Genomic DNA, 19,567 nt, shown 5'->3' with positions numbered 1-19,567 from the left:
TCATCGGGGACATGTCTGTTGCGACATTGCGCGATGGACATGTCTTCGCGGGCATGTCGACCGTCTGCGCCGCACGACGCGGAGCAGACAGGACTCGTGTCACTGCGCCGCGAGCGGCCGAAGGTCAGGCGGCCGAGCCCGAGGAGTTCGTCGGTGACGCCAGCGAGCCGGCCGCAGGGATTGGATGCGCCGCGTGAGGCTGGAGTTCGCGGCGTGGTTCAGCCGCGGCGGCCGAGCAGGGCCTGGACGCGGTGGCGGTGGCCGCGGCTGGTGGTGAGGCGGGTGCCGTCGCGGAGGACCACCTCGTAGTCGCCGCCGAGCAGGGTCTCGACCGCGTGGATCTGCTCGACGCGCACGATCGTGGAGCGATGGATGCGGGCGAACCGGCGCGGGTCCAGCTCGGCCTCGAGGGTCGAGATCGACTCGCGCAGGACGTGGCTGGCGGCGCCGGCGTGCACGACCACGTACTTGCCCGCGGCCTCGATCCAGTCGACCTCGGCCAGCGGAACGAACACCGCGCGGCCGCCGTCGTGGATCACCAGCCGCTCGGGCCGCGCCGGCGCGCGCTCGGCCAGCAGGGCGGCCAGGCGGGCGCCCAGGCCGTCGCCGGCGGCGTCGAGGCGGGCGACCGCGCGGGCCAGGCGCGCGTCGTCGAACGGCTTGAGCAGGTAGTCGAGCGCGTGGACCTCGAAGGCCTGCACGGCGTAGCGGTCGTGGGCGGTGACGAACACGACCCTCGGCATGCGCGCGGCGCCGACGGCCGCGACGACCTCGAAGCCGCTCATCTCCGGCATCTGCACGTCGAGGAACACGACGTCGGGGGCGAGCCGGTCGATCGCGCGCACGGCCTCGGCGCCGCTGCGGCACTCGCCGACCACGGCCACGCGCGGGTGCGCGGCCAGCATCTCGCGCAGGAGGTCGCGCGCGAGCGGCTCGTCATCGACGATCAGCGCCCGGATGGTCATCGGCTCTGCGTCGAGGTTAGCCGCGGCGAAACGGCAGGTCGATGGTGGCCACCACGCCGCCGCCGGGGCGGGGCGCGAGCGAGAACCGGTGATCGCCGGGGTACGACTTCTCGAGCCGCGCGCGGGTGTTGCCGAGGCCGACACCCTCGCGCGCGACGGGGGCCAGGCCGGCGCCGTCGTCGTGCAGGGTGAGCTGCAGGCGATCGCCGCGGCGGCGGGCCTCGAGGCCGAGCGCGCCGCCGCCCGCCCGCGGCTCGATGCCGTGGCGGATCGCGTTCTCGACCAGCGGCTGCAGCAGCAGCTTGGGCACCCGCGCCGCGCGGGCCTCCGGGTCGACGTCGAGCGTGATCGTCAGCCTCTCGGCGAAGCGGGTCTGCTGGATCTCGAGGTAGAGGCCCAGGATCTCGAGCTCGCGCGCGAGCGGCACGTCGTCGTCGTCGTCGTCGAGCGCGACCCGCAGCAGCTCGCTGAGGCCGGCGATCATGCGCCGCGCGCCGGCGACGTCGCGGCTCATCAGCGCGGAGACGGCGTGCAGGGTGTTAAACAGGAAATGCGGGTGTAGCTGCATGCGCAGGCGATCGCGCTCGGCGCGGGCCAGGGCGGCCTCGAGCGCGGCGGCGCGGCGGGCCCGGACCTCGGCGTCGCGGCGGAACGCGAGCGCGTGGGCGACGGCGACCAGGGCGGCATAGACGACCAGGTGAGGGCCAGCGGCGCGCGCGAAGGCGTGGCGGACTTGCTCGAGCAGCGCGCCGAGCGAGGGCCACGCGCCGGCGAGCAAGGCGACGAGCAGCACCGCGAGCACGACGTGGAGCAGCGCGAGGCCGACGCCGATTACGAGGAGGACGGCGAGGTGGCGGGCGCGGCCGGGCCCGACCAGGGGGAAGCGCCGCGCGGCCAGCAGAGCGAGCGGCGCCAGGGCCAGCCACGGGCCGAAGGTCAGCAGCTCGGCGACGACGATGTCGGCGAGCGGCAAGGGCCGGGCGATCAGCTGCGACGAGGCCCAGGTCTTGCCGACGAAGATCGTCACGACGGCGAGCCACAGGCCGAGAGCGCGGAGCACGGGGCGCATCGCCAGCATGTTACTTGCGCACGAGCAGGCGGTCAGGGCTGTCGAAGCCGGTGAGGTAGAGGTCGAGGCGACCGTCGCCGTCGTAGTCGCCGGCCTCGACCTCGACGCCGGCGCCGATCGCAGTCGCGGGCAGGTGGGTGTCGGTGACGTCGGTGAACAGGCCGGCGCCGTCGTTGAGCCGCAGGCGGTAGCGCTTGCCGGCGGGGATGATCGCTTGCACGAGATCGAGGTCGCCGTCGGCGTCGACGTCGACAAAATCAGTGTCCATCGTCCACCACTGCTCGACGCCGAGCCGCGTCGCGGTCTCGTCGGCGAAGGCGCCGGCGCCGTCGTTGATCAGCAGCCGATCCTGCGGGTCGCGGTCGGGGCGGAAGCGGACGTTGGAGAAGTAGAGGTCGAGGTCGCCGTCGCCGTCGAGGTCGCCGAGGTCGGCGTTGCGCGTCTCTTCGGGGGCGGCGGGCGGCGGCAGGCGGCCCTCGGTGACGTCGCTGAAATGACCGGCGCCGTCGTTGAAGAGCAGGCGGTTGCCGTCCTCGTTGCCGAGCACGAGGTCGAGGTCGCCGTCGCCGTCGAGGTCGCCGAGGGCGACGTCCTGGGTGACGTCGGTGGTCGCGGCGATCCGCACGGCCGACTCGTCGCTGAACACGGCGGCGCCGTCGTTGACGAAGATCCGCTCGGCGCCGTCGCAGCCGAACACGAGGTCGAGGTCGCCGTCGCCGTCGATGTCGGCGGCGGCGACGGCGTTCGACTTGCCGAGCTGCGGCAGGCGATCGGAGGCGTCGACGAACAGGGCCTGGCCGTCGTTGAGGTAGAGCTCCTTGGCGGCGTCGTCCTCGCTGGCGACGACGATGTCGAGGTCGCCGTCGCCGTCGAGATCGGCGATGGCGATGTCCTCGTGGTCGTGCACGGCCTGGGGGATCCGGTCAGAGGCATCTTTGAAAGAGTGACCTGTGCCATCGTTCAGGAGCAGGGCGTTGGGCTGCCACTCCTTGGCGAGCACGAGGTCGAGGTCGCCGTCGCCGTCGAGGTCGGCGGCGCGCGCCTCCATGGTCTGGCCGGTGGTCGAGGGGCCAGGCAAGGTGGCGGTGAAGTCTTCGTACCAGGGCAGGTCGGCGGGCTCGGGCGCGGTGGTGGAAGAACTCGCGGACGTCGAGGTCGTGGTCGAAGTCGTGGAGGTCGGAGCTGCGATGGTCGAGCTGGTGACCTCGGAGGTGGAGCCGGTGACCTCGGAGGTGGAGCCGGTGGTGGTCGGGCCAGTGGTGCCGGTGACCGTCCCCGACGGGGCAGGACAGGCGGCGAGGGCGACGAGGACGACGGCGAGGGCGCGGGGCATGGGCACGGCGATGAGACCCCGCGCCGCGCCGCGCGACGCGGGCCACGGCACGAACGACCGCGTCGGCGGCACGAACGGGCGCGCGCGCGGAACGAAGCGCATCGGGCGGCTCGCGCGTCAGGCCGCGCGCGTGAGCGCCAGGGGGCGCCAGGGGGCGCCGACGTCACGAGCCCGCAGCGACGGCGCTGCGGGCTCTCGTCATCGGCGCGAGCGGCCCATCAAAGGGTGTTGCAGTGACCCTCGAAGCAGGCCTGGCCGACCGGGCAGTCGGCATGCTCGGCGCACTCGACCCCGGCGGAGCACAGGCCGAACACGCAGACCTGGCCAGTGTCGCAGTCCTTGTTCTTCACGCACATCTTCGGCGCGAAGCACTCGCCGAACAGGCAGAACTCGTTGGCGGCGCACTCGGCGTTGGTCGTGCACTGCGGCTGGCCGGTGCACACGCCCGCCTCGCAGGTCTGGCCGGTCGCGCAGTGGACGTCGGTCTGGCAGTCCCCGATGAAGGTGCAGGTGCCGGCGATGCAGACCTCGTCGATGACGCAGTCGTCGTTGCCGACGCACACCGGGGGCGGGGCGACGACGCACTGCTGGTTGGCGTCGCAGATCTGGCCGACCGGGCAGTCGTCGTTGTCGATGCACTGAGGGACGATGGGGACGCACTGCTGGTTGGCGTCGCAGATCTGGCCGACCGGGCAGTCATCGTTGTCGATGCACTGAGGGACGATGGGGACGCACTGCTGGTTGGCGTCGCAGATCTGGCCGACCGGGCAGTCATCGTTGTCGATGCACTGAGGGACGATGGGGACGCACTGCTGGTTGGCGTCGCAGATCTGGCCGACCGGGCAGTCGTCGTTGTCGATGCACTGGGGGACGATGGGGACGCACTGCTGGTTGACGTCGCAGATCTGGCCGACGGGGCAGTCGTCGTTGTCGATGCACTGAGGGACGATGGGGACGCACTGCTGGTTGGCGTCGCAGATCTGGCCGACGGGGCAGTCGTCGTTGTCGATGCACTGGGGGACGATGGGGACGCACTGCTGGTTGGCGTCGCAGATCTGGCCGACGGGGCAGTCGTCGTTGTCGATGCACTGGGGGACGATGGGGACGCACTGCTGGTTGGCGTCGCAGATCTGGCCGACCGGGCAGTCGTCGTTGTCGATGCACTGGGGGACGATGGGGACGCACTGCTGGTTGGCGTCGCAGATCTGGCCGGCGGGGCAGTCGTCGTTGTCGATGCACTGCGGGGGCGGAGCGTCGACGCACTGCTGGTTGGCGTCGCAGATCTGGCCGGCGGGGCAGTCGTCGTTGTCGATGCACTGCGGCGGCGGCGACAGCTCGCACATCAGGGTCTGCAGGTTGCAGACCTGTCCCGGAGGACAGTCGAGGTCCGACATGCAGATCGGCGGCGGCGGATCCTGGCAGTCGCCGTCGACGCACAGCTGGCCTGCCGGGCAGTCGGCGTCCTGGATGCACTCGGGCGGGAAGAAGCAGACGCCGCCGACGCACAGCTCGCCGGGCGGGCAGTCGGCGTCGTTCATGCACAGCTGGCCGGGGATGCACACGCCGCCCTGGCACTGCTGGCCCTGCGGGCAGTCGAGGTCGGTGTTGCAGCCGGCGATCGGGACGCAGGCGCCGTTCTCACACTCGGTGCCTTGCGGGCAGTCGGCGTCGGTCTGGCACATGCCGCCGGGCACGCACTGGAAATCGATGCACTGCTCGCCGGGGTCGCAGTCGGTGCTGTCGAAGCAGAACTGGCCCTGGCAGAAGCCGTTCTCGCACACCTCGTTGGGCGGGCAGTCCTGGTCGATGGTGCACTCGCCGGTGACGCAGGAGCCGTCGAGGCAGACCTCGCCGAACGGGCACTGGTCGTCGCTGAAGCACTCCGGCTGGCAGAAGTTGTCGACGCAGACCTGGCCGAACGGGCAGTCGAAGTCGTTCTCGCACTGGCAGAAGTCGCAGCCGACCGGGACGCACTGGCCCTCGACGCACTGCTGCTCGAACGGGCACTCGAAGTCGAACTCGCACTCGCCGGGGTCGGTGCAGGTGCCGTCGACGCAGATCTGGCCCTGGGGGCACTCGAAGTCGTTTTGGCAGACGGGCGGGTCGACCGGGACGCACTGGCCGTTGTCGTCGCACTCGGTGCCGACCGGGCAGGGCGGGCAGGTCGGCGGCGGGCCCTGGCACACGCCCATGTCCTCGCCCTCGGGGATCACGCAGATCGTGCCCGGGGGGCACTCGAGGTTGTCGTCGCACACCTGCGGGCCGACGCACTCGTAGTTGAGGCACTTCTCGCCGTCAGGACAGTCGGCGTCGACGATGCACTCGCCGCCGACCTCGATGCACACGCCGTCGGCGGCGCAGATGTAGCCGGTGCCGCAGTCGGCGTCGCTGGCACAGGGGCCGAGGTAGTCGCTGCGGCCGCAGCCGACGGCGACCAGGAGGCCGAGGGTGAAGCCGCGGAGCCACTCGCTGACCGGCAGCGGTCGAGCCTGTGCCGTCATACCGTTCGAACCTGGGGCGCGCGCGCCGCGGAACCATCGAGAAAGCGAAGTCATGGCTAAAAGCTCCGGCGGGGACCCGCCACGACGACTGTAGAGCCCGGCCTGCCCGGTGGGCAAGCTCGTGGCGGGAAACGGTGGGCAAACCCGCGCCGAACGCCGGGTGAGCGGCTGGCCCTGGTGCGGTGGGGAGAGGTCGGGCACTCTCAAGCCGGCTGTGGCTGGCCCCAGAAGAGCGCGGTTGTCCAGTGGGCTGCTCGCGCCGTGGTTGGTCGGACTCGCGGTCGCGACGGCGACTCCGGGCGTCACGGCGAGTCCGTGGGCGGTCCGGACGTCGCCGGTCCTGGTGCCGCGCGACGAGCCGATCGAGGCCGCTTCAGATCCGTCGGGCCTTTCGCCGCTGCAAGCTCACGCGGAACCGCCGACCGGACCGGCGACGGACCTGGCGCCGACGAGTGACGCGCTCGCGGTGACGGCGGTGGCGGTCCGCCTCGAGGTCGTGCGAGGCGGTGAGCGGCTGCCCGACGGCAAGCGAGTGCCGCGAGCAGGCGGGGCGGCCGTCGGCGAGGCGACCTACACGCTGAGCCGACCGGCCCGCGCCGGCGAGACGCTGGTGCTGCTGAACTTCGCCGAGGCGCTGGGGCGCGAGCCGAACGAGCTCGACGAGGTGGCCAAGGCGAACTACCTCGACGGGCCGTTCCACCGCGGGCGGCTGACGGTCGGCGAGCACACCGGCGCGGCGCGGGTCCGCCAGATCCACGCGCGCCGCGACGTCGAGGTGACCATGTCCGAAGGGACAGACACGCTGACGCTGGCGTACACGGTCGAGGTGCCGCGCCGCTACTGGCCGTTCGGCTGCTCGCGCCGGCGCTGCAGCCTGAGCGGGGCGGTGGCGCCGCTGCCGAGCGCGCCGGCCCGCGGCGGCGCGCGCCTCGACCCCGACGCGCGGATCGTGACGCCGGCGCGCTGGACGGTCGACGCGCGGTTCGCCGCGGTTCCGACATGGTCTCCAGGACATGTCCCGACGGCCAGCGAGGCCAAGGCGCTGGGGCGCGACGAGGTGGTGGTCGTCAGCGGGGCGGTCGGGGCGGACGAGGTCGCGTACCCCGAGGTGTTCTGGGGCCCGCGGTGGAAGCGGGCCCACGAGACCCACCGCGGGGTGCGGATCGAGGTGCTCCACATGTTCTGGCGCCCGGGCGATCAGGTGCCCGACGAGCGCTGGTTGCAGCTTTATCGCGACGTGCCGGGTCACATGCTGCGGATCGCCCGCGAGGCGATCGACGTGGCCACGATCGCCGGCCTGGAGCCGCCGCCCGACAGCCGCCTGACGGTGGTGCAGGGGCCGCTGCGGGCCGAGATCGCCCAGGCGCACCCGTCGGCGGTGCTGGTCAGCGATCAGTTCGCCCAGGTGTCGCCGGGCCGGCGGTTCCAGGGCTTTCATCAGGCGGCGGCGGCCCGGGCGATGCTCGACGAGATCATGTACGGGGCCTATGTGGGTCGCCACGATCCGTCGACCGACCTGTGGCTCTACGACGCGGTGGCGACGGCGCTGCTCGACGTGTGGCGGGCCCGCCGGGCCCAGGGCGACGAGTTCGCCAGCGACATCCTGCGGCGCATCACGTTCGTGCCGATGGTCGACAACTTCCTCTACACCGGCCAGGCGGCGTTCGCCCAGAGCTACTTCCGCGGCAGCGAGGACGTCATGCCGCTGCGCCTGCACCCGCTGTTCTTCTCGCACCCGCTGCCGACCGGGCGCCGGATCCACGAGAAGATGGTCGACCTGCTGACGCCGGGCCAGCGCGAGGCGTTCTACGACAGGGTCGCGCGCGACCGCACCGGCGACCCGGTGGCCGCGGCCGAGGCGGCCTACGGGCGCTCGCTCGGGTGGTTCTTCGACCAGTGGCTGGCGGCCTATCCGGCGGTCGATTACTCGGTGGCGAAGGTCGACAGCGTGCCGCTCGATGACGGCCGCTGGCAGCACACGATCACGATCCGGCGAGAAGGCGAGCACGCGGCGGTCGAGCCGGTGCAGGTGCTGGCGACCGAGCGCGGCGGGCAGCGCCACTATCTGGTGTGGAACGGGTCGCTGGGGTCGGGGAACAATCACGAGGTGTCCCCGGGGTCAGGTACGATCGACCATGTGTTCACGCTCGAGACGCAGCACAAGCTGCGCTCGGTGATGGTCGACCCGCGCACGCGCCTGCTCGAGGAGCCGCAGGGGCCGCGGCGCAACGTCGACCCGCTCTACAACAATCGCTCGCCGACGAGCTTCCGCTTCGTCTACACGGGGTTCGGCTTCGAGGTGTCGGCGTCGGAGTTCCTGGCGGGGCAGACGCCGGCGGCGCGGCTGCAGGCGCTGTCAGGGCGGGTGCTGTTCGAGATGAGCCGGCGCCGCGACCTCGGATCGATCGGCCACCTGCAGCTGCACCGCGACCGCGAGTCGGCGGCGGCGATCGGCGGCGGGGCGACGGTGTGGTTCGGCGACAAGGTCAACCGCCGGCGCCGGCGCGGGCGGGTGCGCATGTTCGGCGAGGTCCACTCGCTGACAGCGCGCGGGCTCGACGGGGTCGGCGGGGTGCGGTTCGCCCAGTCGCTGGCGATCATCGACGATACGCGCAAGTTCAGCCTGTGGCCCGATCGCGGGCACCGGCTGGCGTTCGGGCTGTACGCGCAGGAGACGCTGCGCACGGGGGTGCCAGCGCCGGATCACCGGCACGGGCTGACGGCGTCGGCGTCGTGGGTGCACATCTGGCCGCTGGCACACCAACACACGCTGGCGAGCCGGGTCGAGCTGACGATGATGGTGCCGCTGATGGGCCGGCCGGAGTTCCGCAGCCTGGTGCGCGCGGGCGGGGTCGACGGGCTCGGAGCGTACGGGGGGAACGAGCTGTTCGGCCGCGGGGTGGCGCTGGCGCAGCTCGAGTACCGGCACATGTTCTGGTCGAACTTCAATGTGAACCTGGTCCACCTGTTCTGGCTGCGAGGGATCGGGGGGACGCTGTTCACAGGGGCGGCTTCGGTGTCGCCGTGCGATACGCTGCGCGGGTGGTTCGGGAAGGAGAGCTGGTACGGGCAGGTCGGCTACGGGGTGACGGCCTTCCTGCAGCTGCTGGGGGTGACGCCGCAGTTCATCCGGTTCGATGTGGCGGTGCCGCTGGTCCGCCGACGCTCGACGTGCCTCGATGAGGTGCTGCCGGATTATCTGGCAGAGTATCAAGGGGTGGCGCCGGGGGAGTTTCAGCTGCCGCGGGTCGGGGTGAATTTGACGTTCTTGCAGCCGTTCTAGATGGAGGTGGGGACATGTCCTTCGGGGGGGCTGTGGTCGACCCTTCCCCGGACCCCCAGGCACGGCTGCAGCCGTGAGAGGCAGCCTCGCCGTCGTGGGCTTCGATGCGGGGTGTCTCCTGGGAGAGAGCGTCGGCGCCCGTTCGACGGCCAGGGCTGGCCGCCGAACGGGCGCTTTCTCGCGACGATAACGGCGTGGCTCGTTGCGCGGCGATTCTTCGCGGAGGCTCGCGGCGATGCGGGGGAGCTTGAGGCTCGGCCGGGGCTCGAGGCGATACGAAGGGACCGGCGAGCCTTCGCCGAGGCCCGAGGCGATACGAAGGGAAAGCTTACGCAGCGAGCTTTAGCCGAGGCCCGAGGCGATATGGGGAGCTTGCGAGGCGCGGCTTGGTGCAGATGCGAGGCGAGGCGCTGGCTTGGTACGGGTGAGTCAGGCGGCGTAGGGGGGCGTTACTCGGACGCGATCGAGTGTCGGATAGGACATGTGCGGCGCGGCTCGGGCCAGACGTGATGCGATGCGATGCGATGCGCTGACTTGGGTTCGGATGAGTCAGGCAGCGTGGGAAGACGTTGCTCGGGACGCGATCGAGTGTCGGATAGGACATGTGCGGCGCGGCTCGGTGCAGACGCGACGCTATGCGATGCGCTGACTTGGGTTCGGGTGAGTTAGGCAGCGTGGAAGACGTTGCTCGGGACGCGATCGAGTGTCGGATAGGACATGTTGTGTGGACAATGTCCTATAGGACATGTCCTATCGAAAATGTCTCCGAGAGCATGTCGATACGGTCATGTGGATGCGAGGTCGGCGACGGTGCGGACGAGGGCTTGGAGCTGGGGCAGCGAGCGCTGGAACGGGAGGGCGTGGAACCAGGCGTTGATGCCGGTGCCGGCCTGGATCTGGACCTTGTGGCAGTAGACGAGGCCGCTGAGGTTGGCGAGGCGGGCGGTGAACTCGGGGCGGTCGAGGTCGGTGAGGTCGGCGTCCCTGGCGGCGTCGATCCGTCGTTCGGTGAAGATCGGGTCGGGGCCGCGCAGGCCGCCTCCGCCGAACCACCGCAGCACGTCGTCGAGGAAGCTGCGGGCGCGGCACTCGGCTTCGGTCTTGAGGTGGTTGCCGGTGACGAAGACCTCGAGGATATGCGGTCGATAGGTGGAGCCGACGATCCAGTGCGAGTGGTAGGAGACGACGACGGGGCGGCCGTCGAGCTTGCCGCGGGCGTGAATTACCTGGGTGTCGAGCACGCGGTTGTTGGGCAGCTCGATGCGTGAAAGATCTTCGTCGAGGTGATCGTCGCGGAGGGTGCGGCTGAATTCGAGCAGCGTTTCATAGATAGGTCCGCTCACCGTCGCAGCCTATCGCCGCGCCGAGGCCGAGACAACGCGGTGCCCGGGCCTGCGAGAGGTGCCGGAGGTTGCGAGCGGTCGCTATCGGGTGCGGGTCGGGGGTGCGCGGAGTCGAGGGGTCGCGCGGAGTCGAGGGAGCGCGCGGAGTCGAGGGGTCGCGCGGCAGCGAAGGAGCGAGGCATCGCAGGGCGTGCGCCGGGCCTCGCGGGTTCGCGGTAAGTTGGCGGGGTGGCGGCGATGCGCTCGCGGTTTCGGTGTCCTCGTTGCGGCGCGGCGCTCACGTCGTGGCTGCGCGAGCTCGAGCTGGCGGATGCGCTGAACCTCCACATGAGCCACACGTGGTCGCTGCCGTCGCGGTGGTTCGTGCGCCGCGACAGCCCGCTGCTCCGCGGGTCGCTCCTGACCGAGCCGGCGAGCTATCCGTGGCTGCTCGCGCCGTCGATGAAGTGGCTGCGGATCCACGCCGACGGGGCGCGCACGATCGGCTGCTGCGGGCTGGCCCACTACGGGCCGGAGCTGCCCAACCTGGTGTGCGCGTGCGGCCACGAGATCGGGCTCGGCTACCGCGACTGCATCGGGCCGTACTGGTTCTCGCTGCACGCTTCGGCGGTGCGCGAGGAGGCGGTCGACGCGGCGCCGCTGCAGCGGCTCGCGGAGCGGCTTACGGGGTTGCGCGCGCGGGTGGCCGGGCCGGTCGCGCGAACGGGGTACGATCCGGGGGGTCGGGGCGCGTGGCACCACGACACGACGACGTGGGACGATGCGACGCGGCTGAACGAGGTCGCGCTCGACTGCGGCGGCGGGGTGGACGATCCGGCGATTACGATCACGTCGCCGCAGCTACCGGCGGGGGCGCAGCTGGTGGTGCCGCTGCCGTGGTGTCAGCTGGTGCGCCTGGTGGTGCTGTGCGAGAAGCCGTGGGCCGAGACTAGTTCGCCGCTGCGGTGGCAGAACGGGGAGCAGCCGCGGGTGAGCGTGTCGCGGCACCGGCGACGAGTGCTGCTGACGGCGTGGGGCAAGGGCGATGCGTCATGGGCGGTGACGTTCGAGGTGCGCGCGTGGGCGGGCGCGTGGGCGGGGCTGCGCGGCTGAGGCCCGTGTGACGTGGGACTCGTACGCCGGTGCGTCACGGGCTTGCGGGGCTCATAGGCGGGGTGTCACGGGCCCGCGAGGGTCCGTACGCGCGGTGCGTCACGAGTACCCAAGGGCTCGTACGCGTGGCGTCACGGGCACGCGAGGTCGAGCACGGTGGGGACCGGGGCGTCGACCTTGTCGAGCACCGCGACGGCGGCCTCGGGGTCGACGAGCGGGCTGCACTCGAGCTCGTATACGCCGCCGACGTGGGTCAGGGATCCAGCAGCGCCGCCGAGGCCGGTGATGTCGGCGAGGGCGGGGTTCTGACGCAGGGTGAGGCTGCCGCCGGTGGACTGCAGGGAGGCGAAGGCATCGAGGGCCACGAGCGCGGGGTTGCAGGCGATCGCGAGGTTGCCGTCGACGCGCTCGAGCGCGGACAGGCCGCTCAGGGTCTGCATGCCTTCGTTGCCGCCGAGCGCCTCGGGGTCGGTGCAGGGGAGCTCGAGCTCGGCGATGCGGCGGCGGCCGAGGATGAGGTCACCGACGACGTGGCGCAGCAACTCGAGGCCGGTGAGGTCGGGCAGGCCGTGGTTCTGCAGCACGGCGAGGCCGCCGGGCAAGGCGGCGAGGCCGGCGGGGTAGCCGGTGAGGCGCTCGAGGCCCTGGTTGCCGGCGATGATGAAGCTGAGGCCGAGGCGATCGACGCCGAGCTGAAGGTCGTCAGGCAGGCCGGTGAGGTCGACGAGGGCGTGGTTTTCGCCGATCTCGAGGCTGCCGCCGATCTTTCGCACATGTCCGAAGAGCCCGGCGAGATCGACGAGGTCGGGGTTGGCGACGATGCGGGCGCTGCCGGCCAGGGCGGTGATGTCGGCGGGCAAACCGGCGAGGTCGACGAGGGCGTCGTTGTCCTGCACGCGCAAGCTGTCGCCGGTCTCGGGATCGAGGCCGAGCTGCAGGCCGGCGGGCAGGCCGGACAGGTCGACGAGGCCGTCGTCGTCGCGGATCTCGAGCAGGCCGGCGACCTGCAGGCCCTCGGACAGGCCGGACAGGTCGCGCAGGAGCGGGCTCGCGCTGATCTCGAGCGCGCCGACGACGACCAGCGCCGCGGGCACGCCGGCGAGCTGCTCGAGGGCGAGGTTGCCGTGGATCACGAGCGGGCCGTCGATGCTGGCGAGGCCGGGCGGGAGGCCGGCCAGATCGCGCAGGCCGTGGTTCTCGGCGAGGACGAGGCCGCCGTCGCCGATCGAGGTCAGGCCCCGCGGGAGGCCGCCGAGGTCGTCGAGGGCGGGGTTGCCGGCGACCCGCAAACCGCGGACCCGCATGAGCCCGGGCGGCAGGGCGGAGAGGCTGGCGAGGCGCTCGTTGCCGACGATCTGGAGGTCGCCGCGCAGCTCGCCGCCGCCGTCAGGCAGGCCAGCGAGGTCGACGAGGGCGTCGTTGTCCTCGATGACGATGCTGGACTCGTCGATCGAGACGCCGAGCGCTGCGTCGACCGGCAGGCCGGTCAGCGACTCGAGCTTGGGGTTGCGGGCGACGATCAGGCCGCCGCCGATCGCCCGCACGCGCCCGAGGCCGCTCAGGTCGACGAGCTCGGGGTTGTCGGTGATCTCGAGCGACTCGGTCACGCCGCACAGGCAGGGCAGCTGCAGGCGCTGGATCCGGGTGTTGTGGATGATCAGCGCGTCGACCTCGACCCCGAGGGTGTAGGCGCTGCAAAACGAGCTCATGGTGGCGCCGGCGCCCTCGCCCGAGAGCTCGAGCGCGTCGGCGTCGACCGGCGCCTGGCAGTCGAAGGCCGGCTCGCAGGCGGTCGCTAGCGCGGCCGTGAGCGCGCCGGCGAGGAGCGGGAGGGCGAGCCGGATCACGCGGCCTCGCAGGCGCGTGCGGGCGCGGGTCGGAGGAGCATGGCCTCGGGGACATGCTCGGAGGGACAGGTTTCGAAGGACATGGCGATCAGGGCATGGTCGATCGCGCCGGTCTCGGAGGACATGGCCTCTGGGCCATGTCCTGGGGGGCAGGTATGGAGACGGAGCGTGGGCATGCCGATCAGCTCGGGCGGACGCGGACGATGAAGCGCACGGCGGCCTGCTGCTCGCGCAGGCGGAAGCCGCGGGCCTCGTCCTCGATGCAGGTCTTGAGGGCGGCCAGGCGCGGGGCGGCGACGCGGGTCCTGGGCGCTTTGGGCTCGATGCCGGCGAGGCGGCCCTCCTCGAAGCGGAGCTCGACGTCGACGGCCTCGCCGGGGCGCAGCGGGGTCTCGAGCTCGGGCAGGCAGCGGACGAAGCCGAGGGCGAGCGCCTCGGCGCGCTTCTGGTCGCCCTCGGGCAGGAGCGGGGCCGACGGGGCGCCGGGCGGCGGGGCCGGGAGGACGAGGCCGGCGCTGGCGGTGCGCTGGAACAGCTCGCTGCGGACCTCGAGCTTGCGGCGGGCCTCGGCGACGGCCTTGTCGGCCGGCTCGGCGGGCGGCGGGGCGGCGGCCGGGGTCCAGGCGACGACGTCGAAGCGCCGCTGCGGGCCGCCGAGCAGCGCGCGCAGCAGATCCTGCAACTGCTGGTAGAGCACGTCGTCGCCGAGGGTCAGGGTGATCATGCGCTCGCGCGGGTAGGCGCGGTCGAGGCGGGCGAGCTGGGCGTCGAGGTCGGAGGGGCCGGGCAGGAGGTCGAGCCAGCCGCCGTCGACGGCCAGCCGCGGGCCGCGGCCGCCGAGGTGGACCCGCACGCGCGCGCGGGCGAGGGCCTGCGCGGCCGGGCCCTGGTCGCTGGGGCGCACGACCTCGAGCGGGAGGGTGGCGACGATGTCACCTGTCCCTTCGGGCAGCCGAGGCTCGCGCACGGCCGACTCGATGCGGGCGACGCGAGCGTCGAGCAGGGTGCGGAGGATCGAGCCCAGCGCGGGCGAGGGCAGCAGCGGCGGGGCGACCAGGAGCACGGCGCCGCGGCCGTCGCGGGCCAGGGCGGCCTCGACGGCGCGCACGAGCTCGGGGGCGCCGCGGCTGCTGCGGCGCGCGCCGGGGCGGCCGAGGTCGACCGTGACCTCCTCGCCGGCGATGCCGACGACGGGAGCGAGGCTGTCCTTGCGGCCAGTCCCGGCGGGCACGCGCTGGAGGTCCCATGCGCTGTCGCGGGCGGCCGGGAGGGCGGCGAGGAAGGTGTCCTGAAGGACAGCATCGTCGCGGTCGCGGCGAGCCAGGGCGCCGCGCCAGCGCGGCAGGGCGGCGAGGGCGTCGCGCTCGGCCACGAGGAGGCCCCACATCTCGGCGGGCGGCGGCCACGGGGCCTGGGCGTGCACGGCCCGGTCGTCGAGCCAGGCGGCCAGGCTGTCCTCGCGGACATACAGGCCGTGGACCGCGACCTCGAGCCGACGCTCGGGCGTGGCCGCGGCGGCGCCGGCCAAACAGCCGCGCACGTGGTCGTAGAGGCGCCAGCGAGCGTTGTCGGCGGCGCGCGGGTGGCCGTCCTCGGCGATGTTGCGGTAGGCGGCGACCCGCACCGAGAGGTCCTCGCTGCCGGCGACGAGCCCGAGATCGGCGGACAGCAAGGTGATGGCGCCGGCCAGGAAACCACGCGCGTCGTCGTCGAGGCCGGGCTTGAGATCGAGGCCCAGCGCGGCGGTCAAGAGCCGCGTCTCGGCCTCGCGCGTGGCCTCTGGGCCGCGACCCATGGCGGCGCCGCCGAGCGCAGTCCACAGGGCCTCGCGCGCGGCCTCGTCACCGGTGAAGCGCGCGGCGTCGAGGAGGTCGAGCAGGCGATCGAGGCGGGCCACGGCGGCCCGCGGAGCGCCGCCGGCGGGGATCTCGGCCGGCTGCAGCGGGTCGGCGTCGATCCACGCGACCGGACCGGTGTCGCTCGGGGCGGTGGTCGCCTGCGGACGACAGCCGATCAGCGCGAGGCCGAGAGCGAGGGCGGTGCGGCGGCTCGCGCGCCGCAACGGGGCGGTGGCGGGGGCAGGCGCCGCGATCGCGGGGCCTGAAGCCGAGTGCGCGGGTTCGCGGAGGGAGGCCCGCGACGCGGCGTGACGGCGGTCGGCGGTCGGCGTCGCGGACGAAGCGGCACGCTGACCGCGGCTGTCGGGCGAAGATGAATTCGCGGTCATCGCCGCCGGGATCGAGGGCCCGGTCGCGTGCGCAGGTCCGACGGCGGAGGGGTCCGTGCGCGCGGCGCCAGGTCCTCGTGCGGCCGGCGTGGCGGCGGCGGAGCGATGGATGGGCGCGGCGGACCTGGGTCGTGCGAGACGGGAGCGCGGCAAGGGGGACCCCGGGGCGAGGTGGTGGCGGCACGATCGGTGGAGACCGAGGGCCGGCGAATGGCTTAGCATACGAGCGTTTGCTGCGGGCAGGGGGATCGATCGCGCACAGCGTCGCCGGCGCGCCGGGCCGGGGCCGCGTCCGGGCCCTGCCGCTCGCGCTGGCCGCGGTGATCGCCGCGGCGCCCGAGGAGGCCGCGGCGACCGAGGTGCGCGCGGTCGCCCGCACGCTGGGCGAAGGGTACATGGTCCAAGTGCCAGGTCCCGAAGGACAGCTGCTCTCGCGGCGTCGGCTGGTCCAGTACGTCAACCTGGGGGTCTACGAGCTGATGCCGCCGCGCGCGGCCGACGAGCGGCGGCGGGCGTGGGAGGACGGGCAGCTGCGGATCGTGACCTCGATGCGGCTGCGCCACGATTTCGGCAGCTACGTGCGTCCGGGCGAGGATACGTCGGGGCGGCTGGTCAATTCGATCGACGGGCGCCAGATCGACGTCATGTTCGCGTACCTCGAGGGCGAGAACCTCGGCAACCGGGTCGACTTCAAGCTCGGGCGCCAGTTCGAGTTCAGCGGGCTCGACTGGTACGCGTTCGACGGCGCGTGGACGCGCGTGCGGATCCCGGCCCACCTCGCGCTCGAGGCGTTCGGCGGGCTGCAGGTCGACGGCACGGCGGTGTTCGGGCTGCCGACGTTCGAGCTCGACGGGACCCAGGGCACCGCGGCCGACCGCGCGTTCTCGCCGATGTTCGGCGCCGGCGTGTCGCTGTGGGGGCTCAAGTGGATCGACGCGCGCGTGGCCTACCGGCGCACGTTCACGCCGGCCGGCATCAACCGCAAGATCGTCGACGACGACGGCAGCCTCGGCCTGCCCTCGGGGGTCGATCAGGAGGTGGTGAGCGCCAGCTTCGCCGGCAACTTCGCCGGCGGGCGGGTCAGCCCGTACGGCGCGCTGCGCATGAACCTCGGGACAGGTCGGCTCGACGACGTGACCGCGGGCCTGCAGCTGGCGTTCACGCCGCAGCACCTGCTGCGCGCGCTGTACATCCGCACGCTGCCGATCTTCGACCTCGACTCGATCTTCAACGTGTTCGCGCTGACGCCGTTCGAGGACGCGCGGCTGGTGTTCGAGGTGCGGCCGATGCCGCGGATCTCGCTGCAGGCGCGCGGGCAGATGCGGTTCTTTCGCAGCGAGACGACGGGTGCGCTGGCGACCTCGCCGCTCAAGTCGCTGCAGCTCGGTGCCGGCGGCGGGGCGTCGGCGGCGTACCGCGGGCGCCGCTTCTCGGGCCGGCTCGACGGTTACGGCCTCGGTGGCGAGGGCGGCACGCGGGCCGGCGGCAGCCTCGACACGCGGACGATGGTGTGGTGGGACCGGCTGGCGCTCGACGCCCGCATCTACGGCGTGTACTACCGCGACGACCTGACCGGGGCGCGCCGCGGCTACAGCGTGGCGCTGCAGCTCGGGCTCAACGCCCAGCTGTGGCGCGGCATCCACCTCGCGGTGCTCGGCGAGGAGATGTTCACGACCTTTTATTCGCAGGCCTTCCGGCTGTTCGGCGCGCTGACGGCCGACTGGTCGATCCGGGTCCGGAGGTGAGCATGACGCGGTACACGAACACACCACGGGGAGGACGAGGTCGCGGGCTCGCGGCGGCCGCCGCGGTCACCATGATCGGGCTGGCCTTCGGGACAGGTCTTTACGTGCAGGCGGGCGGCGGGCTGACGATCGGCGAGGTGCCGGCGACGGCCCCGGTGACGCACGGGCCGATGCGCGGCGGCAGCCCGGTGTACCCCGAGCAGGACATCCCGCTGCGCTTCAACCACGGGCAGCACCTCGGGCTCGGGCTGGCGTGCGCGCGCTGCCACACCAAGATCGGCGAGAGCGACAAGACGGCGGACTTCAACTTCCCGACCGGGGCGGTGTGCGACAGCTGCCACGGGCCGCAGCACCCGCGCCCGGCGACCGAGCCGGCGCGCTGCGGGCAGTGCCACACGCGGCTGTCGGAGGGGCGGGTGACGGCGACGCTGCGGGCGCCGAAGGCCAACCTCAACTTCTCGCACAAGAAGCACCTGACGGCCGGCGCCAACTGCCAGTCGTGCCACGGCGACATGTCGAAGGTGCGCATGGCGACGGTGCTGCAGCTGCCGAGCGAGGCGTCGTGCCTGACCTGCCACGACGGCCGCAAGGCCAGCAGCAGCTGCGCGACCTGCCACCCGGCCGACACCAACGGCAAGCTGGCGACGCGCAGCTTCAGCGACCGGGTGATGCCGGCGCTGGTGCCCCGCGGCAAGAGCTCGTGGGGCGCGGCGCACGACCTCGCGTTCGTCGAGGACCACCGCGGGATCGCCAAGGCCAACCCGAGCCTGTGCGCGCAGTGCCACAACGAGACGTTCTGCACCGACTGCCACGCGGGCGCGGTCCGGCCGATGCGGATCCACGCGGGCGACTACATGACGACGCACGCGCTCGACGCCCGCGCGAACACGCAGGACTGCCAGTCGTGTCACCGCATGCAGACCGACTGCCTGGCCTGCCACCAGCGGCTCGGGATGGGCAGCGGGCCCGACGCGAAGTTCGGGGTCGGCTCGTCGCTGCGGTTCCATCCGATCGGCTGGGAGGGCCCGCCCGACTCGCCGCAGAGCCACGCGTTCGCGGCCCAGCGCAACATCGCCACCTGCGCCAGCTGCCACACGGAGGACAGCTGCCTGGCCTGCCACGCTACCACCAGGGCCGCCATGCCGGGGCTGAACGTCAGCCCGCACGGGCCCGGCTTCGCGGCGTCGATGCGCTGCTCGGCGCTGGCGGCCCGCAACCACCGGGTGTGCCTGAAGTGCCACGAGCCGGGCGACCCGCGCAACGAGTGCCTGTGAGCGGGGTGTAGCGAGGGACATGTTCGTACGGGCATGTCCGCGAGGACATGGCGTTTTTGACATGTTCGTATGGGCATGCGAGCGCGGCGAGGCTCGCGGTCGGCGTCGGGACGAGGGTGGCGCGATGAACCTCGCTGCGCGATGAACCTCGCTGCGCGATGAACCTCGCGGCGAACCTTCAGAGGCGCAAAGAGCAGCGTCGCGCGGCGAACGGGCGCCCGCCCAACATTCTAAAAGGCCCCGGAAGACATGCTCCGAAGAGCAGGTCCCTTCGGGCATGTCCTCGCGGACATGGTCTGCGGCGCGGGGATCACGGCGGGCTGCGCGAGCGGGCGCGAGTTATCGGCGTTCGCGGATTGCCCCGGGCGCGCGGTTGCGTAGCATCGGCGGGATGAAGCTCCATATTCGCCGCGGGCGCAGCTATGTCGCGCTCGCTATCGCATCGTCCCTGTTCGGGTGCTCGTCGGGCGCGGATGGCCACGCGCCGGTCGAGGTCATCAAGCTCCCGCCGCCGCCGACCGAGGCGCCGCGGCCGAGCGCGTCGCAAGCGAGCGAGGCCGAGCTCGAGGAGGTCCTGCGCGTCGATCACTCGCAGACCGCGTACGCGATCCGGATCTCGGCCGACAACACCCTGGAAGAGGCCCGCGGGATCGCCCGCGCCGTCCTGCGCTCGCGCCGATTGATGCCGTGGATCGTCCACCAGAACTTCGGCAAGGGCCTCTATTTCGTGTTCGTCGGCGGTTACTCGAGCCAGGCGGCGGCCGACGTCGATCGGCTCGCCGCGCGCGCCATCGTCGGTCAGGGCGCGATCGTCAAGGCGATGGGCGACGAGTGCCCGAACCTGGCGTGGAACGGCCTGGGCTATCACGACTGCACCCCGTGAGAGCC

The 19,567-nt window shown here is 72.4% G+C and carries 12 protein-coding genes; 5 read left to right on the top strand and 7 right to left on the bottom strand.

All coding sequences use genetic code 11. The annotated features are described in order from the left end of the window. Window positions 1–218: 218 nt before the first annotated feature. The 4 genes from POL25_RS25035 to POL25_RS25020 form a co-directional block, all read right to left on the bottom strand. On the bottom strand, window positions 219–965 hold the full coding sequence (locus POL25_RS25035) for a LytR/AlgR family response regulator transcription factor (RefSeq protein WP_272088678.1): 747 nt from the start codon (window positions 963–965) through the stop codon (window positions 219–221). 16 nt (window positions 966–981) lie between these two features. Continuing rightward, the gene (locus POL25_RS25030; RefSeq protein ID WP_272088677.1) at window positions 982–2,034 is read right to left on the bottom strand and encodes a sensor histidine kinase; all 1,053 of its coding nucleotides are present in this window, start codon (window positions 2,032–2,034) and stop codon (window positions 982–984) included. Between the two features lie 10 nt (window positions 2,035–2,044). Next, on the bottom strand, window positions 2,045–3,367 hold the full coding sequence (locus POL25_RS25025; protein ID WP_272088676.1) for an FG-GAP repeat domain-containing protein: 1,323 nt from the start codon (window positions 3,365–3,367) through the stop codon (window positions 2,045–2,047). A 218-nt stretch (window positions 3,368–3,585) separates the two neighbouring features. Then, complete coding sequence (locus POL25_RS25020) at window positions 3,586–5,868, bottom strand: hypothetical protein (protein ID WP_272088675.1); 2,283 nt, start codon at window positions 5,866–5,868, stop codon at window positions 3,586–3,588. Between the two features lie 238 nt (window positions 5,869–6,106). Here POL25_RS25020 and POL25_RS25015 point away from each other — a divergent pair, with 238 nt between their 5' ends. After that, entirely contained in the window at window positions 6,107–9,151 is a 3,045-nt protein-coding gene (locus POL25_RS25015) for a BamA/TamA family outer membrane protein (RefSeq protein ID WP_272088674.1), read from the top strand. A gap of 785 nt (window positions 9,152–9,936) precedes the next feature. Here POL25_RS25015 and POL25_RS25010 read toward each other — a convergent pair. After that, window positions 9,937–10,494, bottom strand: a complete 558-nt coding sequence (locus tag POL25_RS25010) for a hypothetical protein (RefSeq protein ID WP_272088673.1) — start codon at window positions 10,492–10,494, stop codon at window positions 9,937–9,939. Between the two features lie 237 nt (window positions 10,495–10,731). Between POL25_RS25010 and POL25_RS25005 the strand changes: the two genes are divergently transcribed. After that, the gene (locus tag POL25_RS25005; protein WP_272088672.1) at window positions 10,732–11,586 is read left to right on the top strand and encodes a hypothetical protein; all 855 of its coding nucleotides are present in this window, start codon (window positions 10,732–10,734) and stop codon (window positions 11,584–11,586) included. A gap of 131 nt (window positions 11,587–11,717) precedes the next feature. Here POL25_RS25005 and POL25_RS25000 read toward each other — a convergent pair whose 3' ends face one another. Next, the gene (locus POL25_RS25000; protein WP_272088671.1) at window positions 11,718–13,433 is read right to left on the bottom strand and encodes an NEL-type E3 ubiquitin ligase domain-containing protein; all 1,716 of its coding nucleotides are present in this window, start codon (window positions 13,431–13,433) and stop codon (window positions 11,718–11,720) included. 181 nt (window positions 13,434–13,614) lie between these two features. Beyond that, entirely contained in the window at window positions 13,615–15,495 is a 1,881-nt protein-coding gene (locus POL25_RS24995) for an amino acid adenylation domain-containing protein (protein ID WP_272088670.1), read from the bottom strand. Between the two features lie 395 nt (window positions 15,496–15,890). On the opposite strand from POL25_RS24995, the gene POL25_RS24990 reads away from it, so the two are divergent. The 3 genes from POL25_RS24990 to POL25_RS24980 all read left to right on the top strand — a co-directional run bounded on the left by POL25_RS24990 (window position 15,891) and on the right by POL25_RS24980 (window position 19,562). Further along, the gene (locus POL25_RS24990; protein ID WP_272088669.1) at window positions 15,891–17,405 is read left to right on the top strand and encodes a hypothetical protein; all 1,515 of its coding nucleotides are present in this window, start codon (window positions 15,891–15,893) and stop codon (window positions 17,403–17,405) included. 71 nt (window positions 17,406–17,476) lie between these two features. After that, window positions 17,477–18,679: a cytochrome c3 family protein gene (locus POL25_RS24985; protein WP_272088668.1), complete on the top strand. Its 1,203-nt coding sequence runs from the start codon at window positions 17,477–17,479 to the stop codon at window positions 18,677–18,679. Window positions 18,680–19,070: 391 nt separating this feature from the next. Continuing rightward, the gene (locus tag POL25_RS24980; protein ID WP_272088667.1) at window positions 19,071–19,562 is read left to right on the top strand and encodes an SPOR domain-containing protein; all 492 of its coding nucleotides are present in this window, start codon (window positions 19,071–19,073) and stop codon (window positions 19,560–19,562) included. Window positions 19,563–19,567 lie beyond the last annotated feature (5 nt).

Origin of the sequence: Nannocystis bainbridge (assembly GCF_028368995.1) — a bacterium.
In the GTDB taxonomy this organism is placed as follows: Bacteria; Myxococcota_A; Polyangia; order Nannocystales; family Nannocystaceae; genus Nannocystis; species Nannocystis bainbridge.
The sequence above is the reverse complement of the archived record's forward strand: the minus strand, read 5'-3'. Positions and strand labels throughout refer to the sequence as shown.